The organism is Amycolatopsis thermalba (assembly GCF_003385215.1).
GTDB classification, from domain to species: domain Bacteria; phylum Actinomycetota; class Actinomycetes; order Mycobacteriales; family Pseudonocardiaceae; genus Amycolatopsis_E; species Amycolatopsis_E thermalba.
On sequence record NZ_PQHW01000111.1, the window covers coordinates 1 to 23,288 of the forward strand.

The following is a 23,288-nucleotide window of genomic DNA, read 5'->3' on the forward strand; positions in this document are numbered from 1 at the left end:
GCAGAGTCACACGTGTAGAATAGCCGGCAGCGTCAGATGAGGATAAGAGACGGGCCCAGGCAGGTACAGCGCCCGCAACTCCCCCGCCACCAGCCGCCCGGCCGTCGTGGCCTCGTCGAACAGCCGCCGCAGCACCGGCCGCGACGCGCGCACCCCGTCGGCCGCTTCCGCCCCGGCCACGTCGAACCGCCGCAGCTGCCGCGCGAGCGGCCGCCCGGACAGGTCCAGGATCACCCCCGCGATGTGCCCGGAGGCGAACTGCAGGCCCAGCGCCACCGGCCCGTACGGATCCAGCACCAGCCGCCCCGCCGGACGCCCCGGCGCCCGGCCCGGTTCCGGCCCCAGGTCCCGCACCAGCTCCGCCCCGGTCAGCTCCGCGACCAGGCTGGACACCGTCGCCTTCGTCAGCCCGGTCCGCTGCGCCAGCTCGACCCGCGACACCGGCGCGTCCCGCGCGATCAGCTCCATGACCAGGGCGACGTTGTGCCGCCGCATCGCCTGCGCACCCATCGCCTCCACATTCGTCAGTTTAGTGAATTGACGAACTCTGGCCACCGGGCCCGGCGCCCGGATAGACAGGCGGGGACAACGACGTGACGCGAAAGGGCGGTCCCCATGGCTGAGGTCAGCTACCGGCAGGCGTCGCGGCTCTACCCCGGCAACCCGCCGGTCCGGGCCGTGGACAGCCTCGATCTCGACATCGCCGACGGCGAGTTCCTTGTGCTGGTGGGGCCGTCGGGCTCGGGCAAGTCGACCGCACTGCGCATGCTCGCCGGCCTGGAGGACGTCGACGAGGGCGCCATCCACATCGACGGCAGGGACGTGACCGCGGTGCCGCCGAAGGACCGCGACATCGCGATGGTGTTCCAGTCCTACGCGCTCTACCCGCACATGACGGTCGCGGAGAACATGGGCTTCGCGCTCAAGCTCAAGCGCGTGTCCAAGGCCAAGATCGCCGAGCGGGTGCGCGAGGCCGCCGCCCTGCTCGACCTGACCCCGTACCTGGACCGCAAGCCGAAAGCGCTTTCCGGCGGCCAGCGCCAGCGCGTCGCCATGGGCCGCGCCATCGTGCGCGAGCCGGCCGTGTTCCTGATGGACGAGCCACTGTCCAACCTGGACGCCAAGCTGCGCGTGGAGACCCGCGCGAACATCGCCGCGCTGCAGAAGCGCCTGGGCACCACGACCATCTACGTGACCCACGACCAGGTCGAGGCCATGACGATGGGCCACCGGGTCGCGGTGCTCAAGGACGGCAAGCTCCAGCAGTGCGACACCCCGCGCAACCTCTACGAGCGCCCGCGCAACGCGTTCGTGGCCGGATTCATCGGCTCGCCGGCGATGAACCTCAAGACCGTCGCCCTCACCCCGGACGGCGCGCAGCTCGACGGGCTGACCGTGCCGCTCCCCCGCGCGACGCTGGCGGCCGCGCGGTCGGCCGGCGTGGAATCGGTGACGCTGGGCCTGCGGCCGGAATCGCTGCGGCTGGCCGGCGCGGGCGAGCAGGCGGCGAAGCTGACCGTCGAGCTGGTCGAGGAGCTGGGCGCCGACGCCTACATCCACGGTGGCGTGAAGATCGGCGACCGCGTCGAGCGGTTCGTGGTGCGCGCCGAGGGCCGCCGCCCGCCGCAGCTGGGCGAGACCGTGCAGATCGCGGTCGGCGAGGCCGAAGAGGTGCACGCCTTCCACCCGGAGACGGGTGAGCGGCTGCCGTCGGCCGACTGACACCGGACACCACGAGGGGCCGGGCGGCATCCGCCGCCCGGCCCCTTGACTGCGTACGCACCCGGAAATAAGTTACTCCGGAAAACAAAACCCGGAGGAGCTGCGATGGTGCGCCAACCGACCCCTGAGGACAAGTTCTCGTTCGGCCTGTGGACCGTGGGCTGGACCGGCACGGACCCCTTCGGCGGCCCGAGCCGCCCGGCGCTGGACCCGTGGGAGTACTCCGACAAGCTCGCCGAGCTGGGCGCGTGGGGCATCAGCTTCCACGACAACGACGTCTTCCCGTTCGACGCCGACCTGGCCACCAAGCAGCGCCTCACCGGCCGCCTCAAGGACGCCGCGGACAAGGCCGGCCTGGTGATCGAGATGGTCACCACCAACACCTTCAGCCACCCGGTGTTCAAGGACGGCGGGCTGACCTCCAACGACCGCGCCGTGCGCCGCTTCGGCCTGCGCAAGGTGCTGCAGGCGGTCGACATCGCCGCCGGGATGGGGGCGAGCACGTTCGTCATGTGGGGCGGCCGCGAGGGCTCCGAGTACGACGGTTCGAAGGACCTGCACGCGGCGTTCGAGCGCTACAAGGAGGGCCTGGACACCGTCGCCGGCTACATCAAGTCGCAGGGCTACGGCCTGCGGATCGGCCTGGAGCCCAAGCCGAACGAGCCACGCGGCGACATCTTCCTGCCCACCGTCGGTCACGCGCTCGCGCTGATCGCCGAGCTGGAGCACGGCGACATCGTCGGTCTCAACCCGGAGACCGGGCACGAGCAGATGGCCGGCCTCAACTACACGCACGCGCTGGGCCAGGCGCTGTGGAGCGGCAAGCTGTTCCACATCGACCTCAACGGCCAGCGCGGCCTGAAGTACGACCAGGACCTGGTGTTCGGCCACGGCGACCTCATCTCCGCGTTCTTCACCGTCGACCTGCTGGAGAACGGCTTCCCCGGCTCCTCGGGCGCGCCCCGCTACACCGGCCCGCGGCACTTCGACTACAAGCCCTCGCGCACCGAGTACCTGGACGGGATCTGGGACTCGGCGCGGGCGTGCATGGCGACCTACCTGATGCTGGCGGAGAAGGCGAAGGCGTTCCGCGAGGACCCGCGGGTACGCGAGGCGTGGGACCGGGCCGGGATCCTCGAGCTGTCCGAGCCGACGCTGGGCGCGGGCGAGTCGGTGGCGGACTTCCTGGCCGCCGACGACGGCTTCGACCCGGAGAAGGCCGCCCAGCGCGACTACGGGTTCGTCCAGCTGCAGCAGCTCGCGCTCGAGCACCTCATCGGGTGAATTCGTCCATCCGCTGGACGAATTCGGCGCTCCGGTTAGGATCGCCGGCGTGACCGCCCTCGATCAGCGAACCAGCGCGCGCCAGTCCAGCCTCCGGGCGAGCAACCTGGCGCTGGTGGCGCGCACGGTGTGCGCGTCGGCGCGGCCGTTGTCGCGGGCGGACGTGGCGGCGGCGACCTCGATGACCCGCACCACCGCGACCCGGCTGGCCGACGAGCTGGTCGCGGGCGGGGTCCTCGGCGAGATCGAGCCGGACGGCGGCGGCAGGCGCGGCCGTCCGGCCACTCCCCTGGTGCCCGGGTCGCGGCTGGCCGCGGCCGGGCTGCAGGTCAACGCCGGGTTCCTGGCGGTGCGGGTGGTCGACCTGCGGGGCCGGGTCGTCGCCGAGTCGCTGGAGTACGCCGACCTGGTGGAAAGCGATCCGGCGGCGACGCTGGACCGGCTGGGTGCGTTGTCGGCGCGGGTGCTGAGCGGGTTGCCCGAGGGGTTGCGGCTGGTCGGGGCGGGACTGGCGCTGCCCGGCATCGTCGCGGCCGCGACCGGGACGCTGCTGCGCGCGCCGAACCTCGGCTGGTCCGACGTGCGCCCGGCCGAGCTGCTGGACCCGGCCGCGGTGGCGGGGCTGCCGCTGCGGGTGGGCAACGAGGCCAGCCTCGCGGCCCGCACGGTCGCCGAGGTCGCGCCCGGACGGCCGGGGCCGTTTCCGGATTTCGTGTACCTGTCGGGCGAGATCGGCATCGGCGGCGCGGCGGTCGTCGGCGGCGAGGTGATGGCGGGGCGGCACGGGTGGGCCGGCGAGATCGGGCACGTGTGCGCCGACCCGGACGGCCCGGCGTGCCGGTGCGGGTCGACGGGGTGCCTGGAGACCTACGCGGGCCGGGACGCGCTGCTCGCCGCCGCCGGTCTGACGCCCGCGTCGACCCCGGCGCACCTCGCGGAACTGGCCGCCTCCGGCGACGGGCGGGCGCGGGAGGCGGTGACGGCGGCGGCGCGGGCGCCCGGGGTGGCGCTGGCCGGAGTGATCAACGTGCTGGACATCCCGACGGTGGTGCTCGGCGGGCATCTGGCGCAGGTGGCGGACCTGCTGCGGCCGGAGCTGGAGAGCCACCTGCGGGAGCGGGTGCTGTCGGCGCGGTGGACCCCGCCGGCGATCCACGCGGCGAAGAACACCCCCGCCCCCGGCGCGACGGGTGCCGCGTACCGCGAACTGACGGCGGTCCTGGCCGACCCGGCGCGCTGGCTGCCCTGACCGCCGGCTCCGGCCCTGGCCGAGCCGCCTGGTCAATGCCGGGCCGGTCCTGCCGGCATGGCCGGCCGGCTCAGCTGACCACCAGCCAACCTGCCGGGTCGGTCCTGCCGGGAGACAGCGGCCGGCGGCGGGCTCCCGGCCCGGTGCCCGCTCTGGGATGCCCGGCGACAGCGGCTGGCTTTCCGGCCTGGGCCGCCCCGGATGCCCGGGGATGCCGGCCGGCAGCGCGCTCTGCGCCCATCCCGGATGCCCGGAGACAGCGGCTGGCCCTCGGCCCGGGCCCCCGCCCATCCGCCGCCGAGGGACGCGCGCTGTCACTTCGGTGACGGGCCCTGCGCCTTCTCGGGAGGCGGCTTGGGCTCGGGGGACTTGCGGGCTTTCGGTGACTTGGGGGCGGTGGCCTTGGCCCGGCCCGGTGCGCTCTTCGCGGCACTGTTGCCCCTCGCCGCGCTGTTGCCCTGCGCGGCACTGTTGCCCTTCGCCACGCCGTTGTCCCGCGCCGCGCCGTTGCCCTTCACTGCGCCGTCGTCCTTCACCGCGCCGGTGCGTTTCTCCCCGCTGTTGCCCTTCGCCGCCCCCTTGTCCGGCGCCGCGCTGCCCCTCGCGGCCGTGTCCTGCGCCGGGCCGGTGCGGTTCTCCTCCCGGGCTTCCGGCGTGGCGCCGTCCGGGACCGGCTCGGCGGGGCGCGACGCGGCCGGCGCCGCCAGGACCTGCGGCGGAGCGGACCGATCGGGAACGACCGCGGGCCCGGCGACCGCGACCGCGGCCAGCGTCACCGCCGCGGCCATCTTCGAGATCACCCCGCCCCCGGCGGCCACCGACGCCGTCGGCGCCCCGCCGCCCAGCAGCCGCCCGAACAGCGGCACCAGCGCCAGCACGGGCAACCCGCCGTTGACGGTTTCCAGCACGTCGGCCACCCGGTGGCATTTCGGGCAGTCCGCCAGGTGCGCCGACACCGCCCGGCCCTGCCGCGCGGTCACCTTGCCGCGCGTCCACGCACCCAGCCGCCGCCGCACCGTGCGGCAGTCCTCGACACCCGCCGCGGGCACGTGGGCCTGCAGGAACGCCTGCCGCAACCCCTCACGGGCCCGCACCGCCAGCGCGGCCACCCCGTTGGCGGTCATGCCCAGCTCACCGGCCAGCGTCGCGGGCCGGGTACCCAGCATCTCGGTGTGCCAGAGCACGTACCGCCACCGCGGGGGCAGCGTCTCGAACGCCGACCGCGCGACCTCGCCGGTCAGCCGGTCGATCACGATCTCCTCGACGCCGGGCGCGCCCTCGTCACGGGTGGCGGTCCACGGGTCGCACCGCTCGCGGCGGCGGCCCCAGTCCATCGCCAGGTTCCGCAGCGTCACCAGCAGGTAGGGCCGGAACCGCTCGGCCGGGCCGGCGCCGTCGCGGATCGCCACGAGCACCCGCAGGAAGGATTCGGCCACCAGGTCGTCGACCTCGGACCGGTCCCGCCACATCATCGACGCCACCCGCCGCGCGGCCGGCAGGTGCCGCCGGAAGAGGCGGTCGTAGGCGAGCAGGTCGCCCGCGCGGACCGCCTCGATCAGGTCGGCGTCGACGTCCGTGTCCCCCGCCATGGTCCTCCTCGTCACCCCGGGCGCCTCTGCCCGGGGAGACTCCGCAGTCGCGAGTTTCGTTACGGCGCAGCCTGCCACGCCGGCTGGATCACGTACAGCGATGATCAGAAATCCGCGGCCTTGCCGATGTAGATCTCGGCGAACGAGGCCGCCGCGGCCGGCGACCCGAGCAGACGCCGCAGGCGGGCCTGGCCCAGCCGGGCGCGGAACGGGTCGGCGGGCGGGTCGAGCGTCGAGCTGTGGAAGACGTCCGACAGCCACTGCGAGAACTCCTGGTACTGCCACACCCGGGCCAGGCAGGTGTCCGAGTAGCGCTCCAGCGGGCCGTCGTCGCCGCCGTAGTGGGCGGCGATCGCCTCGGCCAGGTGGAAGGCGTCGTGCAGGGCGAGGTTGAGGCCCTTCGCCGCGATCGGCGCGACCAGGTGCGCCGACTCGCCGGCCAGGAACAGCCTGCCGCGGGACATCGGCTCGATGACGTAGTTGTGCATGTCGAGGACGCGCTTTTCGATCAGCTCGCCCTCGGTCAGCGGCCCGTCCGGCACCCCCAGCCGCTGGTGCAGCTCGGACCAGACGCGCTCGTGCGGCCAGTTGTCCGCCGAGTCGCCGGGCGGGCACTGCAGGTAGAAGCGGGTGACGGTGGCGGTGCGCGCCATGTGCGCGGCGAACCCGCGCGGGTGGATGCCGAACAGGACGCCGTCGGCGCTGGGCGGCGCCTCGGCGAGCAGCGCCAGCCAGCCGATGCCGTAGTCGTGGGTCAGCAGGTGACCGTCGAGGTGACGCCGCGTGACGCCCTGGGCGCCGTCGCAGCCCGCGATGAAGTCGCAGCCGAGGCGGCGGGCGGTGCCGCCGGCGTCGGTGAAGGTGACCGACGGGGTCGACGAGTCGACGTCGTGCAGGGCGACGTCCCGGACCCCGAACTCGAGAGCGCCACCGTTGCCGGCGTACTGGGCGACGAGGTCGGTGACGAGGAGCTGCTGCGGGTAGACGAAGTGCCGCTGCCCGGCCCACCGCTCGTAGGAGAAGGGGTGGCGGCGGTTTTCGAACCGGAACTCGAAGCGGCCCTGGCTGGGGGCGGTGGACAGGAGGTTGCCGGCCAGGCCGCGGTCGTCGAGCGCGCGGACCGCCCACTCCTCGATGAACCCGGCGCGCGGGCGGGCCTCGATGAACGCGCGGGTCTGCTCCTCCAGCAGCACGCAGCCGATTCCCCGGTCCCGCAACACGTTGGCGAGGGCGAGCCCGGCGGGCCCGGCCCCCACGACGACGACCCCGGTGCGCGCAACCACGATTCCTCCCCAGGTGGTGCGATTGCGGCAGTTTGCCCGAAATCGCCCAGTGCCGCAACGGTTCCCGTGGCCACCGGTGATCACGCGGAGCCGGACAGTGCTGGCGGCGGTGGCGACCGCGGGGCGCGGCCGGGGCGGGCGCAACGGCGCCCGGCCGACAGCGCCGAGGCGGTCAGTGGCACGAGCGCCGCCAGGGGCGATCTCACCGGCACCCGGTCAGGGCCGCGTAGGCAGACCGCAGCAGCAGCCCCTCACCTGCGACAACTCGCGGCGGTCTCCCGAACGGGAGCCGGCCGTCAGCGCGCCGGCCCGCGGCGAACCTGCCACCCAGGCCACCAATCTCCCCAGCGGGAACCGGCCATCAGCGCGCCAGCCAGCGGCGAACCTGCCGCCCAGGCCACCAATCTCCCCTGCGGGAACCAGCCGTCAGCGCGCCGGCCGGCGGCGAGCCTGCTCCACCGGCCGCCCGGGCCTCTCGGTGGGCCTCTCCTGGTACGGGATCGCGTAGGTCGCCAGGTGCTGGCGGACCTTGGCGCCGTCGGTGGTGCCCGCGGGCGCCGCGTCGGGGGCGCGTCCGGCGAAGACCTCGTCCACGAACCGGGCGACCTCGGGCGGCGGCGGCAGCAGCTCGGCGCCCAGGTAGCGCACCACGCTCAGCTCGTGCCCGGCCGTGGTCTCGATCGCCACCGCCCAGCCGTCGTGCTCGTTCCACACCAGGGCCGTGTCCTGGCCGGGGTGGTCCGGCAGCCGGTCGTCCAGCGCGAGGTAGGCGTAGGCCGGCGGCGGGTCCAGGTGGGCGTAGTAGGCCTCGCCGCTGCAGCCCAGTTCCTCGGCGACCGCGCTGACGTACCGGCGCAGCCCGGAGGCTGCCGCGTGCTCGTATTCCAGATGCATCTCACGCCCCGTTGAGTGAGTAGTCCGCCTGGGGCGGGGCTACCACCTGACCGGGTGACCAAACCCCTCAGCCGAACACGCCGAGTCCGGTCGCCGCGTGAACCTCCAGCCGGACGAACTGCTCCTGCGGAACCGCCTCGACGGCGAAGTAGTCCTCGCGACGCGGATCGTCGACCGGGGCGGGCTCGAGCCAGGTGAAGGTCCGCAGTGCCCGGGCCGCGGCCTCCACCGCCTCGAACGCCTCCCGCTCGGTGCCACCCACGAGCGCGGCGACCTCGATCGTGCCGCTGGGCCGCCGCCGCGGCTCGCTGACCTCGATGTCCTCCTCCGAGGGGAACGTCTGCCGCCGGAGGTCGCCGGCGAGCTCGCGCACCATCTCCCGCGCGTCGATCCCGTCCGCGCCCGAAATCTCGGCGACGATCACGATCCGCGTGCTGGTGGCCGCGTGCACCAGGTCCATCAGCTCGCGGATCTCGTCCTCGTCGAACCCGCCCTCGGGGCCGAGCGGTTCGAGCTCCTCGGTCTCGATCTCCTCCGGCTCGGTGCCGAACGGATCCCGGCCCCGCTCGACGATCATCGTCGCGCGGATGCCGTCCGGCAGCTCCGCGCGGAAGACCCGCCCGAAGGGGCGCCCGCGCAGCTCGACGATCTCCAGCAGCGCCGGGTCCAGCCCGATCACCTCCAGGTGCCCGAGCGCCACCCGCCGGATCGCCTGGATCGCGCTCTCGCCTTCGCGCGAACGTGACCGGATCACCAGCCGGGCGTCGTACGGACCCGGCGGGTCGGTGTTGCCCGGCCCGATGGAGAACCGCCACGCCCCCAGCCCGGCGATCAGTCCCTGGCACGCCTCCACCGCGGTGGCGAGATCGCGCGCGGGAAACCACAACTGGAGCTCCGCGACCACGTCGGTGTCGCGGAGCTCCTCGGAGATCATCACTCCGCGGGATCGTAGTCCAGGTTGGGGCGCAGCCACTTCTCGATTTCCGCCTGGGGCAGGCCGCGGCGCCGGGCGTAGTCGGTGACCTGGTCGAGACCCAGGCGGCCCACCGTGAAGTACCGGGACTCCGGGTGGGCGAAGATCAGCCCGCTCACACTGGCCGCCGGGGTCATCGCGAACGACTCCGTCAGGCCGAGGCCCAGGTCCGACGCCCGCAGCAGCTCGAACAGCTCCCGCTTCTGGCTGTGGTCCGGGCTCGCCGGGTAGCCGAGCGCCGGGCGGATCCCGCGGAACCGCTCGGCGTGCAGGTCCTCCAGCGACGGCGACGCGTCCGGCTCGAACCACTCCCGCCGCGCTTCCAGGTGGATGTACTCGGCGAACGCCTCGGCCAAGCGGTCGGCCAGCGCCTTCACCATGATCGCCCGGTAGTCGTCGTTCCGGGACTCGTAGTGGCGCGCCAGCTCCTCGGCCCCGTGCACCGTCACCGCGAACCCGGCGAGGTGATCGCCCGCCGGGGCCACGTAGTCGGCCAGGCACCGGTTCGCGCGACCGTCCGGTTTGGACGTCTGCTGGCGCAGCATCGGGAACCGCACACCGCCCTCCAGCACGATGTCGTCGCCCTCGCGGTGCGCCGGCCAGAACCCGTAGGCGCCCCGCGCCCGCAGCGAACCGTCGGCGACGATCTCGTCCAGCAGCGCGTTGGCGTCGTCGAACAGCTCCCGCGCCACCGGCTGGTCCAGGATCGCCGGGTACTTGCCCTTCAGCTCCCAGGCCAGGAACAGGAACTGCCAGTCGATCATCTCCCGCAGCGCCGGCAGGCCGGGCGAAACCACCCGCACCCCGGTGAACGACGGCACCGGCAGGTCGTCGAACGACACCCGCTCCGGGTTGGCCCGGGCCTGCTCCAGCGTGAGCATCGGGCGGCGCTGCTTGCGCGCGTGCTGCTCCCGCAGCCGCTCCTGCTCCGCGCGGTTCGCCGAGTCCAGCGCCGCGCCGCGCTCCGCGTCGAGCAGGTCCGACACCACCCCGACGACCCGCGACGCGTCCAGCACGTGCACCGTCGTGTGGTCGTAGGCCGGGGCGATCCGCACCGCCGTGTGCTGCCGGGACGTGGTCGCGCCCCCGATCAGCAGCGGGATCTTCAGCCCGCGCCGCTGCATCTCCGCCGCCACCGACACCATCTCGTCCAGCGACGGGGTGATCAGCCCGGACAGGCCGATCGCGTCGGCGTTCTCGGCGACCGCGGTGTCCAGGATCTTCGCCGCCGGCACCATCACGCCGAGGTCGATCACCTCGTAGTTGTTGCAGCCCAGCACGACGCCGACGATGTTCTTGCCGATGTCGTGCACGTCGCCCTTCACGGTCGCCAGCACGATCTTGCCGTGGCCGCGCTCGGTCTCCACGCGCCCGGCCAGCCGCGCCTGTTCCTTCTCCGCCTCCATGAACGGCTCGAGGTAGGCGACCGACCGCTTCATCACGCGCGCGCTCTTGACCACCTGCGGCAGGAACATCTTGCCCGAGCCGAACAGGTCGCCGACGGTCTTCATGCCGTCCATCAGCGGGCCCTCGATGACCTCCAGGGGCCGCGCGAAGTTCTGCCGGGCCTCTTCGGTGTCGTCCTCGATGTAGTCGACGATGCCGTGCACCAGCGCGTGCCGCAGCCGCTCCGCCACCGGCGCCTCGCGCCAGGACAGGTCCACGACGCGCTTGCGGCCCTCGCCGCGGACGGTCTCGGCGAACTCGACCAGCCGGTCGGTGGCGTCCTCGCGGCGGTCGAACAGCACGTCCTCGACCAGTTCGAGCAGGTCGGCGGGGATGTCCTCGTACACGGCGAGCTGGCCGGCGTTGACGATGCCCATGTCCAGCCCCGCGCGCACCGCGTGGAACAGGAACGCCGAGTGCATCGCCTCGCGCACGACGTCGTTGCCGCGGAAGGAGAACGACAGGTTCGAGATGCCGCCGCTGGTACGCGCGCCGGGGCAGCGCTGCTTGATCAGCGGCAGCGCCTCGATGAACGCCTTGGCGTAACCGTTGTGCTCGGCGATGCCGGTGGCGACGGCGAGCACGTTGGGGTCGAAGACGATGTCCTCGGGCGGGAAGCCGGCCTCACTCGTGAGCAGGTCGTAGGCGCGGCCGCAGATCTCCACCTTGCGATCGCGGGTGTCGGCCTGGCCCTTCTCGTCGAAGGCCATCACGACGACACCGGCGCCGTAGTCGCGGATGCGGCGGGCCTGGCTCAGGAACTGCTCCTCGCCCTCCTTGAGGCTGATCGAGTTGACCACACCCTTGCCCTGCACGCACTTGAGCCCGGCCTCCAGCACGCTCCACCGCGAGCTGTCGATCATGATCGGGATCCGGGCCACCTCGGGCTCGGTGGCGATCAGGTTGAGGAACGTGGTCATCGCGTGCTCGGAGTCGAGCAGGTCGGCGTCCATGTTGACGTCGAGCAGGTTGGCGCCGCCGCGGACCTGGTCCAGTGCGACGTCGACGGCGGCCTGGTAGTCGCCGGACTCGATCAGCCGCCGGAACTTCGCCGAGCCGGTGACGTTGGTGCGCTCGCCGATCATCACGAACCCGGTGTCGGCGCCGATCTCGAACGGCTCCAGCCCGCTGAACCGGGTGTGCGTGCGCGGCGGCGGCACCTCGCGCGGGGCCGCGCCGGAGACCGCCCGCGCGATCTCGGCGATGTGCTCCGGGCCGGTGCCGCAGCAGCCGCCGACGATGTTGACCATGCCGCTGCCGGCGAACTCGCCGAGCATCCGGGCGGTCTCCTCGGGCGTCTGGTCGTAGCCGCCGAACGCGTTGGGCAGCCCGGCGTTGGGGTGGCAGGCCACGTAGGTGCCGGCCAGCCGCGACAGCTGCTCGACGTGCGGGCGCATCTCCTCGGCGCCCAGCGAGCAGTTCACGCCGACGACCAGCGGGCGGGCGTGCTCGATCGCGCTCCAGAACGCCTCGACGGTCTGGCCGGACAGGGTGCGCCCGGACAGGTCGACGATCGTCACCGAGATCCACAGCGGCAGGTGCGGGGCCACGTCGCGGGCCGCCGCGATGGCGGCCTTCGCGTTGAGGGTGTCGAAGATCGTTTCGATGAGCAGCAGGTCCACGCCGCCCTCGGCGAGCGCGGCGATCTGCTCGGCGTAGGCGTCGCGGACCTCGTCGAAGGTGACCGCGCGGTAGGCGGGCTCGTCGACCTTCGGCGACAGGGACAGGGTGACGTTGAGCGGCCCGATCGACCCGGCCACGAACTTGCCGCCGGCCTCGTCGGCGGCCTGGCGCGCCAGCCGGGCGCCGCGCACGTTCATCTCGCGCACCAGGTGCTGCAGGCCGTAGTCGGCCTGGCCGATGCTGGTCGCGGTGAACGTGTTGGTCGTGGTGATGTCGGCGCCCGCGGCGAGGTAGCGCCGGTGCACGTCGAGGATCAGGTCCGGCCGCGTGAGGTTGAGCAGGTCGGGGTCGCCCGTCACGTCCTGCGGGTGGTCGCCGATCACGTCGCCGCGGTAGTCGGCCGGGGTGAGCCCCGCGCCCTGCAGCATGGTGCCCCAGGCGCCGTCGAGGACGGCCACCCGGTCGCTCAGGATCTCCCGCAGAGCCTTCGTCGTGTCCACCGGCGCCCTCCCCACTGTCGGGAGGCGCCCTTGTTGCGGTTTCCGGGGGCCGAGCGTGGCGGACCAGGGTCCGTTGCAGCGCCTCTCGGCCTGGCGAACACAGTACTGGACGGCCCGCGGCGGCACCAAAGCCGTTCCGCGATGTGGACGCGGCGCCGTGGGACACCGGCGGACAGCAGAACGGCGGGCCGGCTTCCCCAAGCCGGCCCGCCGTCGGAGACCGCCTGCCCTTCTGGCCCCGACCGGCCGGGCATCGACCTCCCGCGGGCGCCATCCCCCGACGGAACCCGCTTTCCCCGCCGTGCGGTGCCCCGAGCACCCGCACGTGCTCCACCAGTATGCGCCGCGAGGGGCCGTCCGGGGCAAGGCGGAAGTCCTCAAAATGAGGACTTTGTGCCATTGCCGTCCACAGTGGATCTTTCCGGCTACGCTGGGTGCGTGCGGGCGTTCGTGGTGACCGCTCCCGGCGAGGGCGGCGTGACCGAGGTCGAGCCGCCGGTCGCGGCGGCGGGCGAGGTGGTCGTCGCCGTGGAGCGGGCCGGGATCTGCGGCACGGACGCGGAGTTCTTCGACGGCAGCATGCCGTACCTGCACGACGGGCACGCCCGCTACCCGGTGCGGCTGGGGCACGAGTGGTGCGGGACCGTCGTGGAGACCGGCGAGGGCACCGACCCGGGCTGGGTGGGACGGCGGGTCACCGGGGACACGATGCTCGGCTGCCGCGCCTGCCGCCGGTGCCGGAGCGGACGCCAGCACCTGTGCGAAACCCGCACCGAGATCGGCATCCGCGGCGGGCGGCCGGGGGCGCTGGCCGAGCGGCTGGCCGTGCCGGTGACCGCGCTGCACGCGTTGCCGGACACGGTCGGCGCGGCCGCGGGCGCGATGGTCGAGCCGGGCGGCAACGCGCTGCGGGCGGTGCGCGGCGCGGACCCGCGCCCGGGCGACCGCGTGCTGGTCCTCGGGCCCGGCACGATCGGCCTGCTGTGCGCGATGTTCGCCCGCGCGGCGGGCGCGGAGGTGCACCTGCTCGGCGCCACCGCCGCGTCGCTGGGGTTCGCCCGCTCCCTCGGGTTCGGCAATGCCTGGGCGGCCGGCGAGGTGCCGGCGCTGCCGTTCGACGCGGTGATCGACGCCTCCGGGGCGGCGGAGTCGCCGGCCCGGGCGGTGGAGCTGGTCGAGCCGGGCGGGCGGGTCGTCTGCATCGGCCTGGCCGGGCGCCCGAGCCTGCTCGACACGCGTCGCCTGGCGCTGAAGGACGTCACCGCGGTCGGCGTGCTGTCGGCCTCCCCCGGTCTGGCCGGGACGATCGAGCAGTACGCCACCGGCGCGGTCGATCCGGTGCCGCTGGTCGCCGCGACGGTGGGCCTGGACGCGGTGGCCGCGGTGCGGGTCCGTGACCGGCCGGGCGGCGGCGCGCCGAAGATCCACGTCCACCCGCGCCGCTGAGGTCAGGCGTGTGCGCCCACGGTGACCGGGCCGACGGTCGGCCGCGGCGCGAGGCCGAGGATCTCCCCCAGCCGGGACACCCGGCCGTCCGGCTCGCGGCGGTGCGCAGCGCTCAGCGTGGTGAACGGTTCGACGGCGAGCAGACCGACCGGATCGTCGGCGCCGTGGACGCGCTCGCTCCTGACCCGGACGCCAGGCCGGGAAGCGGTCAGGAACCGTCCGCAATGGCGTCGATCAAGCCCCAGTCCAGCGCGGTGTCCGCGCTCAGCGGCCGTCCGGACAGCGCCGGCCACAGCGTGCGCCACCGGCCGATCCGGCGCGGCACGCTCACCGTTCCGCCCGCGCCCGGGATCAGGCCCATCGCGACCTCCGGCAGCCGGAACACGGTGCCCGGCCGGGCCACCACCCGGCCCGCGAACGCCGCCAGTTCGAGCCCGGCTCCCACGCACGCCCCGTGCACGCGCACCTCCGCCCGCCCGGCGATCGCGTGCAGCGCCCGCGCGGCTCCGGCCCTGGTGCGGACGAAGTGCGCGGTGACCAGGTCCGGGGCCGTGCCGAACTCGTCGAGATCGCCGCCGGAGCAGAACACCGGGCCCGCGCCGTCGAGCACGACCCGGCACTCCTCCGCCGCCGCGGCCCGCAGGGCACCGACGAGCGCGTCGCGCATCTCGCGGCCGTAGGCGTTGCGCCGCCGCGGCCGGTTGAGCGTCACGCGCAGGACCTCGCCGTCGCGAGTCAGCAGCACCGGCGGTTCGGCGGCGGGCGGTGGCAGCGGGCGGTCCCCGCGGCCGCGGAGCCACCGCACGAACTCCGGCCCGCCGAGCAGGGTCGAGTAGGCGAACGACTCGACGTCCAGCGCCGCGGCCACGTCCAGGCGCCCGCTCGCCCGCAGCACCTGGACCAGGACCAGCGCGGCCTGCGGGTTCGCCTCGGCCGCCCGGCACACCACGTCCGCGTCGCCCGCCGGGTCGTCGCTCGCCGCGAACTGGGGACCACTGCCGCAGCCATCGGCGGCGAAGGTCAGGTCGAGGGCGTCGGCCAGGGCCCAGCGCTCGTCGTCGACCGGGTGGGTGGCCACGCCGACCAGGATGCGCTCGCACGAGCGCGCCGCCCGCGCGGCGGCTTCGACGACGTCGGCGGGCACCGGCTCGTCGAGATCGACCACGACGAGCGGGCGCCGGACCTGGCCGGCGTCGTCCAGGAGCGGGTCGTGCGCGGCGCCGCCGGCGAGCGCGGTGATCATGCCGAGCGGGCCCGGGTGCGGCGCGCCGCCGGCCGCTTGCGGGCCCCGACGGTCATCAGCGCGATGTCGACGTAGCGCTCGGCCAGTTCGTCCGGCGACAGCGGGCCGCCGTCGGGGTGGTACCAGCGGCCGATCGACTGGAGCATGCCCAGCAGCGCCCGCGCGGTCTCGGCCGGCCGCGTGGCGACGAACAGCCCCTCGGCCACGCCGTCGGAGACGATCCGGGTGACCAGGACCTCGATCTCCTTGCGCCGCGCCGCGTACCGCTTGCGGTTGGCCGGGGACAGGTGCCGCAGCTCGAAGTCCAGCGCGGCGAGCCGGGTCCGGTGGGCCATGTGCAGCACGATCGCCTCGACGACGTTGACCAGCCGCCGGTCCGGCCGGTCACCGGCCTCCTCGGCGGCCTGCCGCACCCGCCAGTCGAGGTCGCTCGTGGCCTCCTCGACCAGCGCGGTGAACACGCCCTCCTTGTTCTCGTGGTGGTAGTACAGCGCGGGCACCGTCTGGCCCACGCGTCGCGCGATGTCCCGCACCGGGGTGCCGTGGAAGCCCTGCTCGTAGAAGGCTTCCAGCGCGGCCGCCAGGATCGGGGTCAGCTCGAGCGGTCCGTACTCCCGCCACGCTCCCTCGGGTCGTGTCATGTCCTGCCCATCGAAGAGGTCACGGGGGAACGATAACGGGGCGCGGCAGCGGGCCGGGGCGCCGCTGCCGCGCCACCGGGTCAGCGGGGTGCCATGCGGATGGCGCCGTCGAGGCGGATGGTCTCGCCGTTGAGCATCGGGTTCTCCACGATGTGCCGGGCCAGCGCCGCGAACTCGGCAGGGTCGCCCAGGCGCGAGGGGTGCGGCACCTGCGCGCCCAGCGACGCGATGGCCTCCTCGGGCAGGGTCGCGAACAGCGGCGTGTGGAACAGGCCCGGCGCGATCGTGACCACCCGGATCTTCAGGCTCGCCAGGTCACGGGCGATGGGCAGGGTCATGCCCACGATGCCGCCCTTCGAGGCCGAGTACGCGGCCTGCCCGATCTGCCCGTCGAACGCCGCCACCGAGGCGGTGTTGACGATCACGCCGCGCTCCTCGCCCACCGGCTCGGACTTGGCGATGCGCTCGGCGGCCAGGCGGATCACGTTGAACGTGCCGACCAGGTTGACGTTGATGACCTTGGTGAAGGCCTCCAGCGGGAAGGCGCCCTGCTTGCCCACGGTCTTGTGCGCGTTGCCGATGCCGGCGCAGTTCACCGCCACCCGCAGCGTGCCCAGCTGCTCCGCGGCGTCCAGCGCCGCGCTCACCTGGGCTTCGTCGGTCACGTCGGCCGCGGCGAACACCACCCCGTCGCCCAGTTCCTTGGCCACGGCCTCGCCCTGCGACGAGGGCAGGTCCACGATGACGACCTTCGCGCCGCGCCCGTGCAGCTCCCTGACCGTCGCCAGCCCGAGCCCCGACGCACCACCGGTCACCAGCGCGACCGCGTTGCCGACCTCCATGTCGCAACACCCCTTCCCGTTAGCCCGTCCCGGCCGCGACGGCCGGAACCTTGCTTAGCGCACGTTAAGGGAGATCGGCGGTGCGGGGAAGGCCCCGGGGCGAACGTCTCAGGCCCGGCATCCAGTCCGCACGCGCGCCGAGCAGCACCTGCGCCTCGGCGACGCAGACGCCGCGCCGCGCGCTCAGGCTGGTTCGGCAGCGGCGGGAGCCGCTCACGCCAGGCACCCGGCGCCGACGCGATTGACTGAGCGGGCGCCGCACCCAGCGTCGCGGCACGCGCGCACGACCGCACCGCCCGGCACGCCGATCCGCCAGGGCCGCGCACTCAGGCCAGTTCCTGCCCCGCCCACTGGGTGCGGATGCGCCGCCAGGCCAGCGCGTAGGGCTCGGCCGGATCACCCGGCCGGATGACGCCGTTCGCGACGTCGGAGCGGGAGCGCGCGAGCTCCCGCTCGGCGAGCGAACGCGGCACGTGCAGCACTTCGACGATCTGCCAGAAGAGCTCGCCCGGCCCGGCTTCTGTCCCGTCCGCCATGCTCGCAGGATGGCGGCTCCCGCGTGCCTGCGCCACCGCAACGCCGGATTCCACGCGATCGGAACCCGGCCGGGTCACGAGACGGCCTCCTCCGCGACTCCCTCCGCGGCCGACGGGACCTCGTCACCGGCCTGCAGCTCGGCCCAGTCGAGCCCGGCCGCGGCGACCACGTCGTCGAAGATGGGAGTCCGGTCGCTCATCGGGCACCCGGAACCGGCTCGGCACACATACGTTCCCCTCCAGCGTCGTGTACGGCCACGCGAGGTCGGAAATTAACACGCGACCAGCGGCAACCGCCACGCGGAATCCCATGAACGGGGGACACCTTTCCGGGGGTGGGCCCCCGCGTCCACTGAGGAGTTTGCCGTCCGCGCGCACGGGGAAGCCCCGGCCGTGGACCATGCGCAGGCACCCGTGATCGAAGCCATCCAGCGGTACCGCGAGCACGGTCACCTGGGATTCATCCCGCCCGGCCACAAACAGGGACGCGGCATCGACCGCGGCTGGCCGAGGTCGTGGGCCGGGACGTGTTCGCCTCCGACATCATCCTGATGAACGGCCTCGACGACCGCCGCATGTCGCGGGGCGTGCTGGCCAACGCCGAGGAACTGATGGCCGACGCGGTGGACGCCGAGGAGGCCTACTTCTCCACGTGCGGCAGCTCGTTGTCGGTCAAGAGCGCGATGCTGGCCGTCGCCGGGCCGGGCGAGAAGCTGCTGGTGTCCCGCAACGCGCACAAGTCCGTGGTGGCCGGGCTGATCATCAGCGGCGTGCAGCCGGTGTGGGTGCACCGCGGTGGGACGGGCGGTTCCACCTCGCGCACCCGCCGGGACCGGAGGACGTGCGGGACGCGTTCGCGAAACACCCGGACGCCAAGGGGATGTTGCTGATCACGCCGACCGACTACGGGGCGTGCGCGGCGATCCGCGAGACCGCGCGGGTGTGCCACGACCACGACGTGCCGCTCATCGTGGACGAGGCGTGGGGCGCGCACTTCCCGTTCCACCCGGCGCTGCCGTCGTGGGCGATGGACGCGGGCGCGGCCATCTGCGTCACCAGCGTGCACAAGATGGGCTGCGGCCTGGAGCAGGGCTCGGTGTTCCACCTGCGCGGCGAGCGGGTCGATCCGCAGGTGCTGGCATCCCGGGCGGACCGGCTGGGCACCACGAGCCCGAGCGCGCTGATCTTCGCCGGGCTCGACGGCTGGCGGCGGCAGATGGTGCAGCACGGCGAGGAGTTGCTCGGCCGCGCGCTCGACCTGGCCGCGTCCGTGCGGGCGGAACTGGCCGCCGTTCCCGGAATCCGCGTGCTGGAACGGGACGACCTGGTCGGGCCGCGGCTGGCCGACGACCACGACCCGCTGAAGATCGTGCTGGATCTGCAGGAGCTGGACCGATCCGGCTACGACGCGAGCGAATGGCTGCGCGAGCACCACCGGATCGACATGGGACTGTCCGACCACCGCCGGATGGCCGCGCAGATCACGATCGCCGACGACGAGGAGACCACCGGCCGGCTGCTCACCGCGATCCGCGACCTGGTGGACCGGATCGACGAGATCCGTCCCGCCAAGCCGGTGGACCTGCCCGAGCCCGGTGAACTGGAGCTGGAGCAGGCGATCCTGCCGCGCGACGCGTTCTTCGGCCCCATCGAGGACGTTCCGCCGGAGGAGGCGATCGGCCGCGTGGCCGCGGAGACGATCAGCCCGTACCCGCCGGGCGTACCCGCGGTGGCGCCGGGCGAGGTGATCACCCGCGCCGTGGTGGACTACCTGCTGAGCGGCCTCGACGCGGGCATGTACCTGCCGGATCCCGCCGACCCGCAGCTGAAGACGTTCCGCGTGGTGAAACGCTGACGGCTCAACAGAAACCGGCGTCGTGCGCCATGAGCGCGATCTGGGTGCGGTTGCCGGCGTCCAGTTTGGACAGTATCCGGGTGATGTGCGCCTTCACCGTCGCCACGCTGAGGTGGAGCTCCGCGGCGATCTCGGCGTTCGTCGAGCCACGGCCCACGCCGAGGGCCACTTCCCGCTCGCGCGGGCTGAGGGTGGCGAACGCGGCGCGCGCCCGCTCGTAGGACCCGGCCTCCACGGCGGCGCGGTCCATCAGCCTGCGCGTGATGCGCGGGGACAGGATCGGATCACCGGCCGCGACCCGGCGGACGGCGTCGGCGATGTCCGCGGGCGGCGCGTCCTTGAGCAGGAACCCGCTCGCCCCGGCGCGCAGTGCCCGCAGCACGTTCTCGTCGGTGTCGAACGTGGTCAGCACGACCACCTCGGGCGGGTTCGGCCGCGCCCGGGTCCGGTGGGTGGCGAGGATCCCGTTCAGGCGCGGCATCCGGATGTCCATCAGCACGACGTCGGCGGGGTGCGCGTCGAGCGCGGCGGCCACCTCGTCCCCGTCGCCGGCCTGGCCCACCACGGCGATGCCCGGCGCGCCGTCGAGCATCATGGTCAGGCCCGAGCGCACCAGGGCGTCGTCGTCCACGATCAGCACGCGCGTCACGCCGGCCACGGCAGCTCCGCCGCCAACCGGAACTCCCCCGCCGCGGCCTGGTGGTCGAGCCGGCCGCCGGCCAGCCGCACCCGCTCGGTCAGGCCCACCAGCCCCGTCCCGCCGCCCGGCCCGGGCGCGCCACCGGACACCGGGTTGGACACCACGATCCGCAGCCGCTCGCCGGGCGCGCCGCGGAGGTCGATGCGCACCGGGCTGCCGGGCGCGTGCTTGCGGGCGTTGGTCAGCGCCTCCTGCAGGACGCGGTAGGCGGTGCGGCCGGTCGTGCCGGGCACCGCGGCCGGGTCGGCGAGCCCGTCGCGCACCTCGACCGGGGTGCCGACCGCGCGGGACTCCTCGACCAGGTCGGACAGCCCGCTCAGCGTCGGGAGCGGGCCCTCGGGGTCCTCGTCGGTGTCCCGCAGCAGCGCGATCACGTCCCGCAGCTCGTTCAGCGCCTGGTGCACGGTGGCGCGGATGACTCCGGCGGCCTGTGCGATGCGGTCCGGCGAGCTGTCCGGCCGGTACTCCAGCGCCCCGGCGTAGGTGGCCAGCAGCGACAGGCGGTGCGCGAGCACGTCGTGCATCTCGCGGGCGATGCGGGTGCGCTCGGCCGCGCGCGCCTCGGCGATGCGGCGGCCCTGCTCGGCCTCGGCGCGGCGGGCGCGTTCGGTGAGCGACAGGATCAGCTGGCGGCGGGCCTCGGCGAGCGCGCCGCCGCCGACGAGCGCGGCGTGCCCAAGCACCACCAGCACGACCCACCACTGGTAGGGCAGGCCGGGGGTGGGCCGCCACAGCCCGCGGACGAGGTGCCCGGCGACCCCGGCCGTGGCGACCCCCACCGCCACGGCCAGCGGCCCGCGCCGCGCGATCTGCACGACGCCGATGCTCGCCGGGGGTGTCGCGGTCGGCACCAGCGCGGTCAGCACCATCTGCGCGACCGCGGCCGGCACCGGCCGGCGGAACAGCAGCAGCGCCAGCGCGCAACCCAGGGCGCCGAGGACGAGATCCGCGACCAGCAGGGCGCCGCGCACCCCGGAGAGGACCTCCCCCGCCGCGGTGGCCGCGAACCCGATCGCGGCGGCGACGGTCAGGACCGTCCGCCCCCGTTCGCAGAGCAGCTCGCCGTGCACGTCGGCGAGCCTACGGCCACTTCGGCCGCGGCGACCAGCGACCAAAGTCGACATCGCCGGCCACCTCCGGCCGACGCGCGGCCGGTGGTGCGTGCCAGACTGGCCACCATGACGGCTTCCAGCACGATCGAAGTCCCGGCGGCGGGCGCCTACCGCATCGACGCGGCCGCCTCGCGCCTGTCGTTCCGCACGCGGCACTTCTTCGGCCTGGGCCCGGTGCGCGGGTCGTTCCGCCTGCGCGAGGGGCAGGTGCGGGTGGCCGACCCGGTGGGTGGCTCGGAGGTGGTGGCGACCATCGACGCGGCGAGCATCGACACCGGCAACTCCGCGCGCGACCGCACGGTGCGATCCGGCCAGTACCTGGACACCTCGCGGCACCCGGACATCACGTTCACGTCGGCAGCGGCGGAGCGCGACGGCGCCGGGTGGGTGCTGCGCGGCACGCTGACGGTGCGCGGCACCAGCGGCCCGCTGGACGTGGTCGTCGATTCGGTGATCGCGGAGGGGCCCCGGCTGCGGGCGCGGGCCCGCAGCCGGGTGGACCGCTACGCCTTCGGGGTCACCGCGATGAAGGGCATGACCGGCCGGTACCTCGACCTGGAGCTGGAGCTGATCGCCGAGCGCGGATGACCGGGCCGGTGGTCCGAAGTGGACACGCCGTGCGGATCACGGCGTGCGACGGGTGGCCAGCCGCACCAACTCCGCACAGGCACGACGGGCCGGCGCGGGCAACTCCGCCGCCTCCAGCGCGGCCAACGCCTCACGCGCCCTGGCCTCGATCAGCTCCCCAACCGCATGCTCGGCACCGGTCTCGGTGATGACGTCCCGCAGCCGCGCCGCACCGTCCTCGCCGAGCTCCGGATCGCCGTGCAGCGTGCGGATCAGCTCGCGCTGCCCGGGCCGCGCACGCCGCCAGGTCAGGGCCATCAGCACGGTCCGCTTGCCGCGGCGCAGGTCGTCGAGCACGGACTCGCCGGTGGTCCCGGGGTCGCCGAACACGCCGAGCAGGTCGTCGCGCAGCTGGAACGCCTCGCCCAGCGGACGGCCGTAGGCGGTGCACCAGCGCAGCAGATCGGGGCCGCCCCCGGCGAGCGCGGCCCCGATCTGCAACGGCCGTTCCACGGTGGAGCCGGCGCTCGTCAGGCGCAGGGCGCGCCAGCTGCGGTCGAGCACGTCCTCGGTCCACTCGCCGCCGAGGTCGAGGTACTGGCCGGCCAGGACCTCGCTGCGCATCGCGTGCAGCACCGGCGCGACCCGCCGCAGGTCGTCCTCGCCCAGGCCGGCGGTCAGCAGCAGTTCGTCGGCCCATACCAGGCACAGGTCGCCGAGCAGGATCACCGCGTGCGCGCCGAACCGGGCGGCCGCCTCGGCGTCGTGGCCGTGGTAGCGCCCGGCGAGCCGCCGGTGCAGGTCCGAGCCGTCCAGGACGTCGGCGTGGATGAGCGCGAAGGAGTGGAACAGTTCCAGCGCCGCGCCGACTCGCGCGACCGCGTCGCCTGCCGGGTCACCGCCCGCGGCGAGCCATCCGCAGTGGCAGCACAGCGGGCGCAACCAGGTGCCGTCCCGGACGAACTCGCGCAGCACGTCGACCAGCGGCGGCAGGCAGTCGTCGGCCGGATCGCGGGCCTGCGCGTCGAGGAACTCGCCGAGGGCGCTCTCGGCCTCCGCACGCGCCCGGCCGAAGTCCGGTTCCGCCGGGGCACGCGGTCGCGGGGGTGCGGACACATCGGCGAGGCGGGTCGACATGAATTCTCCTCGGGGGGAAGGGGAAAGACGCGGTCGGAGGTGTAGCACTCCGGCTGCCGGGTGAAACGGCGAAAACGCCGCACCACACTTCCGGGAGCCGCGGCAGACCTTGTGAGCGAGGAATCGGAGGCTTTCGTCGCGGACGGTGAACACCTCCGCGTCATGATGAACCCGTTGCGGCGCAAGGGAAGCAAAAACCCCGTTCGTATGAAGCTGCGGGGCGGGCTTGAACCCGGCGGACGCTTCGGGCAACGTGGAGTCGTCCGGTGTTCACCGGAACCCGAAAACCCTTGTGTGGCAGCGTTTTTTCGCCGCCCCGCACCGGCGCCCGATTTGGGCGGAACAGGAGGATCCCCATGACGGCCGGGAAAGCGGCTCCGCTCGTCGCCCCGGGTGGCGCCGACGTGCTGGTGCCGCACGAGATCCGCGAGCCGTTCCCGGATGTTGCCCCGCTCGCCGGAGGAATGCACCGCCACGGGCCGCGAGCCACCGGCGGGACCGTCCTGGCCGGCCGCCGAGCGCCGCCGGGAATCGCGCCCGGCGGGTGGGTGGCCGTGCCCCTCCGGCCGGGCGGGACGCTCGGGTAGGCACCTGCGCGCGCGGGGCACGGGGGTCGGACTTCGGCCGGGCGCGTGCGGAGGCCGAG

General features: G+C 74.0%; 22 protein-coding genes and 1 riboswitch. Of the genes, 8 read left to right on the top strand and 14 right to left on the bottom strand.

The annotated features are described in order from the left end of the window. Positions 1–6: 6 nt before the first annotated feature. Positions 7–510 (bottom strand): MarR family transcriptional regulator, encoded by a 504-nt coding sequence (locus D0D15_RS30085; RefSeq protein WP_244215000.1) that lies wholly within the window; start codon positions 508–510, stop codon positions 7–9. A gap of 105 nt (positions 511–615) precedes the next feature. Here D0D15_RS30085 and D0D15_RS30090 point away from each other — a divergent pair, with 105 nt between their 5' ends. The 3 genes from D0D15_RS30090 (at position 616) to D0D15_RS30100 (ending at position 4,255) form a co-directional block, all read left to right on the top strand. Then, positions 616–1,722 (top strand): ABC transporter ATP-binding protein, encoded by a 1,107-nt coding sequence (locus D0D15_RS30090; protein WP_094007045.1) that lies wholly within the window; start codon positions 616–618, stop codon positions 1,720–1,722. A gap of 105 nt (positions 1,723–1,827) precedes the next feature. Further along, positions 1,828–3,006 carry a xylose isomerase gene (gene xylA / locus D0D15_RS30095; protein ID WP_094007043.1) on the top strand — a complete coding sequence of 393 codons (1,179 nt, stop codon included), beginning with the start codon at positions 1,828–1,830 and terminating at the stop codon, positions 3,004–3,006. A gap of 49 nt (positions 3,007–3,055) precedes the next feature. Beyond that, complete coding sequence (locus tag D0D15_RS30100; protein ID WP_115944937.1) at positions 3,056–4,255, top strand: ROK family protein; 1,200 nt, start codon at positions 3,056–3,058, stop codon at positions 4,253–4,255. A gap of 314 nt (positions 4,256–4,569) precedes the next feature. Here D0D15_RS30100 and D0D15_RS36690 read toward each other — a convergent pair whose 3' ends face one another. From D0D15_RS36690 to metH, 5 genes are all read right to left on the bottom strand, one after another. Continuing rightward, complete coding sequence (locus D0D15_RS36690; protein WP_094007040.1) at positions 4,570–5,844, bottom strand: sigma-70 family RNA polymerase sigma factor; 1,275 nt, start codon at positions 5,842–5,844, stop codon at positions 4,570–4,572. A 104-nt stretch (positions 5,845–5,948) separates the two neighbouring features. Then, the gene (locus tag D0D15_RS30110; RefSeq protein ID WP_094007039.1) at positions 5,949–7,127 is read right to left on the bottom strand and encodes a 4-hydroxybenzoate 3-monooxygenase; all 1,179 of its coding nucleotides are present in this window, start codon (positions 7,125–7,127) and stop codon (positions 5,949–5,951) included. 426 nt (positions 7,128–7,553) lie between these two features. Further along, positions 7,554–8,021 (bottom strand): DUF6292 family protein, encoded by a 468-nt coding sequence (locus D0D15_RS30115; protein ID WP_094007037.1) that lies wholly within the window; start codon positions 8,019–8,021, stop codon positions 7,554–7,556. A gap of 67 nt (positions 8,022–8,088) precedes the next feature. Next, entirely contained in the window at positions 8,089–8,958 is an 870-nt protein-coding gene (locus D0D15_RS30120) for a hypothetical protein (RefSeq protein ID WP_143266221.1), read from the bottom strand. Beyond that, positions 8,955–12,563: a methionine synthase gene (metH, locus tag D0D15_RS30125; protein WP_094007034.1), complete on the bottom strand. Its 3,609-nt coding sequence runs from the start codon at positions 12,561–12,563 to the stop codon at positions 8,955–8,957. The genes D0D15_RS30120 and metH overlap by 4 nt, the downstream gene beginning before the upstream one ends. 15 nt (positions 12,564–12,578) lie before the next feature. After that, a riboswitch (S-adenosyl-L-homocysteine riboswitch) is annotated at positions 12,579–12,656 on the bottom strand. A 345-nt stretch (positions 12,657–13,001) separates the two neighbouring features. Here metH and D0D15_RS30130 point away from each other — a divergent pair. Then, positions 13,002–14,009: a zinc-dependent alcohol dehydrogenase gene (locus D0D15_RS30130; RefSeq protein ID WP_115944938.1), complete on the top strand. Its 1,008-nt coding sequence runs from the start codon at positions 13,002–13,004 to the stop codon at positions 14,007–14,009. Between the two features lie 208 nt (positions 14,010–14,217). Here D0D15_RS30130 and D0D15_RS37640 read toward each other — a convergent pair whose 3' ends face one another. The 5 genes from D0D15_RS37640 to D0D15_RS37645 all read right to left on the bottom strand — a co-directional run bounded on the left by D0D15_RS37640 (position 14,218) and on the right by D0D15_RS37645 (position 17,471). Continuing rightward, on the bottom strand, positions 14,218–15,252 hold the full coding sequence (locus tag D0D15_RS37640; protein WP_094007030.1) for an enoyl-CoA hydratase/isomerase family protein: 1,035 nt from the start codon (positions 15,250–15,252) through the stop codon (positions 14,218–14,220). Then, a complete protein-coding gene (locus D0D15_RS30140; protein ID WP_094007029.1) occupies positions 15,249–15,893 on the bottom strand; it encodes a TetR/AcrR family transcriptional regulator in 645 nt (214 codons plus the stop codon). The genes D0D15_RS37640 and D0D15_RS30140 overlap by 4 nt, the downstream gene beginning before the upstream one ends. Positions 15,894–15,973: 80 nt before the next feature. Beyond that, on the bottom strand, positions 15,974–16,735 hold the full coding sequence (locus tag D0D15_RS30145) for a 3-hydroxyacyl-CoA dehydrogenase (RefSeq protein WP_094007027.1): 762 nt from the start codon (positions 16,733–16,735) through the stop codon (positions 15,974–15,976). A 326-nt stretch (positions 16,736–17,061) separates the two neighbouring features. After that, on the bottom strand, positions 17,062–17,271 hold the full coding sequence (locus D0D15_RS30150) for a hypothetical protein (RefSeq protein ID WP_094007025.1): 210 nt from the start codon (positions 17,269–17,271) through the stop codon (positions 17,062–17,064). A 74-nt stretch (positions 17,272–17,345) separates the two neighbouring features. After that, positions 17,346–17,471 carry a hypothetical protein gene (locus D0D15_RS37645; protein WP_255407928.1) on the bottom strand — a complete coding sequence of 42 codons (126 nt, stop codon included), beginning with the start codon at positions 17,469–17,471 and terminating at the stop codon, positions 17,346–17,348. A 327-nt stretch (positions 17,472–17,798) separates the two neighbouring features. Between D0D15_RS37645 and D0D15_RS38000 the strand changes: the two genes are divergently transcribed. Continuing rightward, on the top strand, positions 17,799–18,161 hold the full coding sequence (locus tag D0D15_RS38000) for a hypothetical protein (protein ID WP_476726867.1): 363 nt from the start codon (positions 17,799–17,801) through the stop codon (positions 18,159–18,161). Next, positions 18,113–19,126, top strand: a complete 1,014-nt coding sequence (locus D0D15_RS30155) for an aminotransferase class I/II-fold pyridoxal phosphate-dependent enzyme (protein WP_476726868.1) — start codon at positions 18,113–18,115, stop codon at positions 19,124–19,126. Before D0D15_RS38000 ends, D0D15_RS30155 begins: the two co-directional genes overlap by 49 nt. A gap of 4 nt (positions 19,127–19,130) precedes the next feature. Here D0D15_RS30155 and D0D15_RS30160 read toward each other — a convergent pair whose 3' ends face one another. Together D0D15_RS30160 and D0D15_RS30165 are read right to left on the bottom strand one after the other, a co-directional pair. Next, complete coding sequence (locus tag D0D15_RS30160; RefSeq protein ID WP_094007024.1) at positions 19,131–19,784, bottom strand: response regulator transcription factor; 654 nt, start codon at positions 19,782–19,784, stop codon at positions 19,131–19,133. After that, complete coding sequence (locus D0D15_RS30165; protein WP_233157380.1) at positions 19,772–20,950, bottom strand: sensor histidine kinase; 1,179 nt, start codon at positions 20,948–20,950, stop codon at positions 19,772–19,774. Before D0D15_RS30165 ends, D0D15_RS30160 begins: the two co-directional genes overlap by 13 nt. 54 nt (positions 20,951–21,004) lie before the next feature. Here D0D15_RS30165 and D0D15_RS30170 point away from each other — a divergent pair, with 54 nt between their 5' ends. After that, positions 21,005–21,526 (top strand): YceI family protein, encoded by a 522-nt coding sequence (locus D0D15_RS30170; RefSeq protein ID WP_094007021.1) that lies wholly within the window; start codon positions 21,005–21,007, stop codon positions 21,524–21,526. A 36-nt stretch (positions 21,527–21,562) separates the two neighbouring features. Here D0D15_RS30170 and D0D15_RS30175 read toward each other — a convergent pair whose 3' ends face one another. Next, positions 21,563–22,642 (bottom strand): polyprenyl synthetase family protein, encoded by a 1,080-nt coding sequence (locus D0D15_RS30175; protein ID WP_094007019.1) that lies wholly within the window; start codon positions 22,640–22,642, stop codon positions 21,563–21,565. Positions 22,643–22,998: 356 nt separating this feature from the next. Here D0D15_RS30175 and D0D15_RS30180 point away from each other — a divergent pair, with 356 nt between their 5' ends. After that, complete coding sequence (locus D0D15_RS30180; protein ID WP_094007017.1) at positions 22,999–23,229, top strand: hypothetical protein; 231 nt, start codon at positions 22,999–23,001, stop codon at positions 23,227–23,229. The last annotated feature ends 59 nt before the right edge of the window (positions 23,230–23,288 follow it).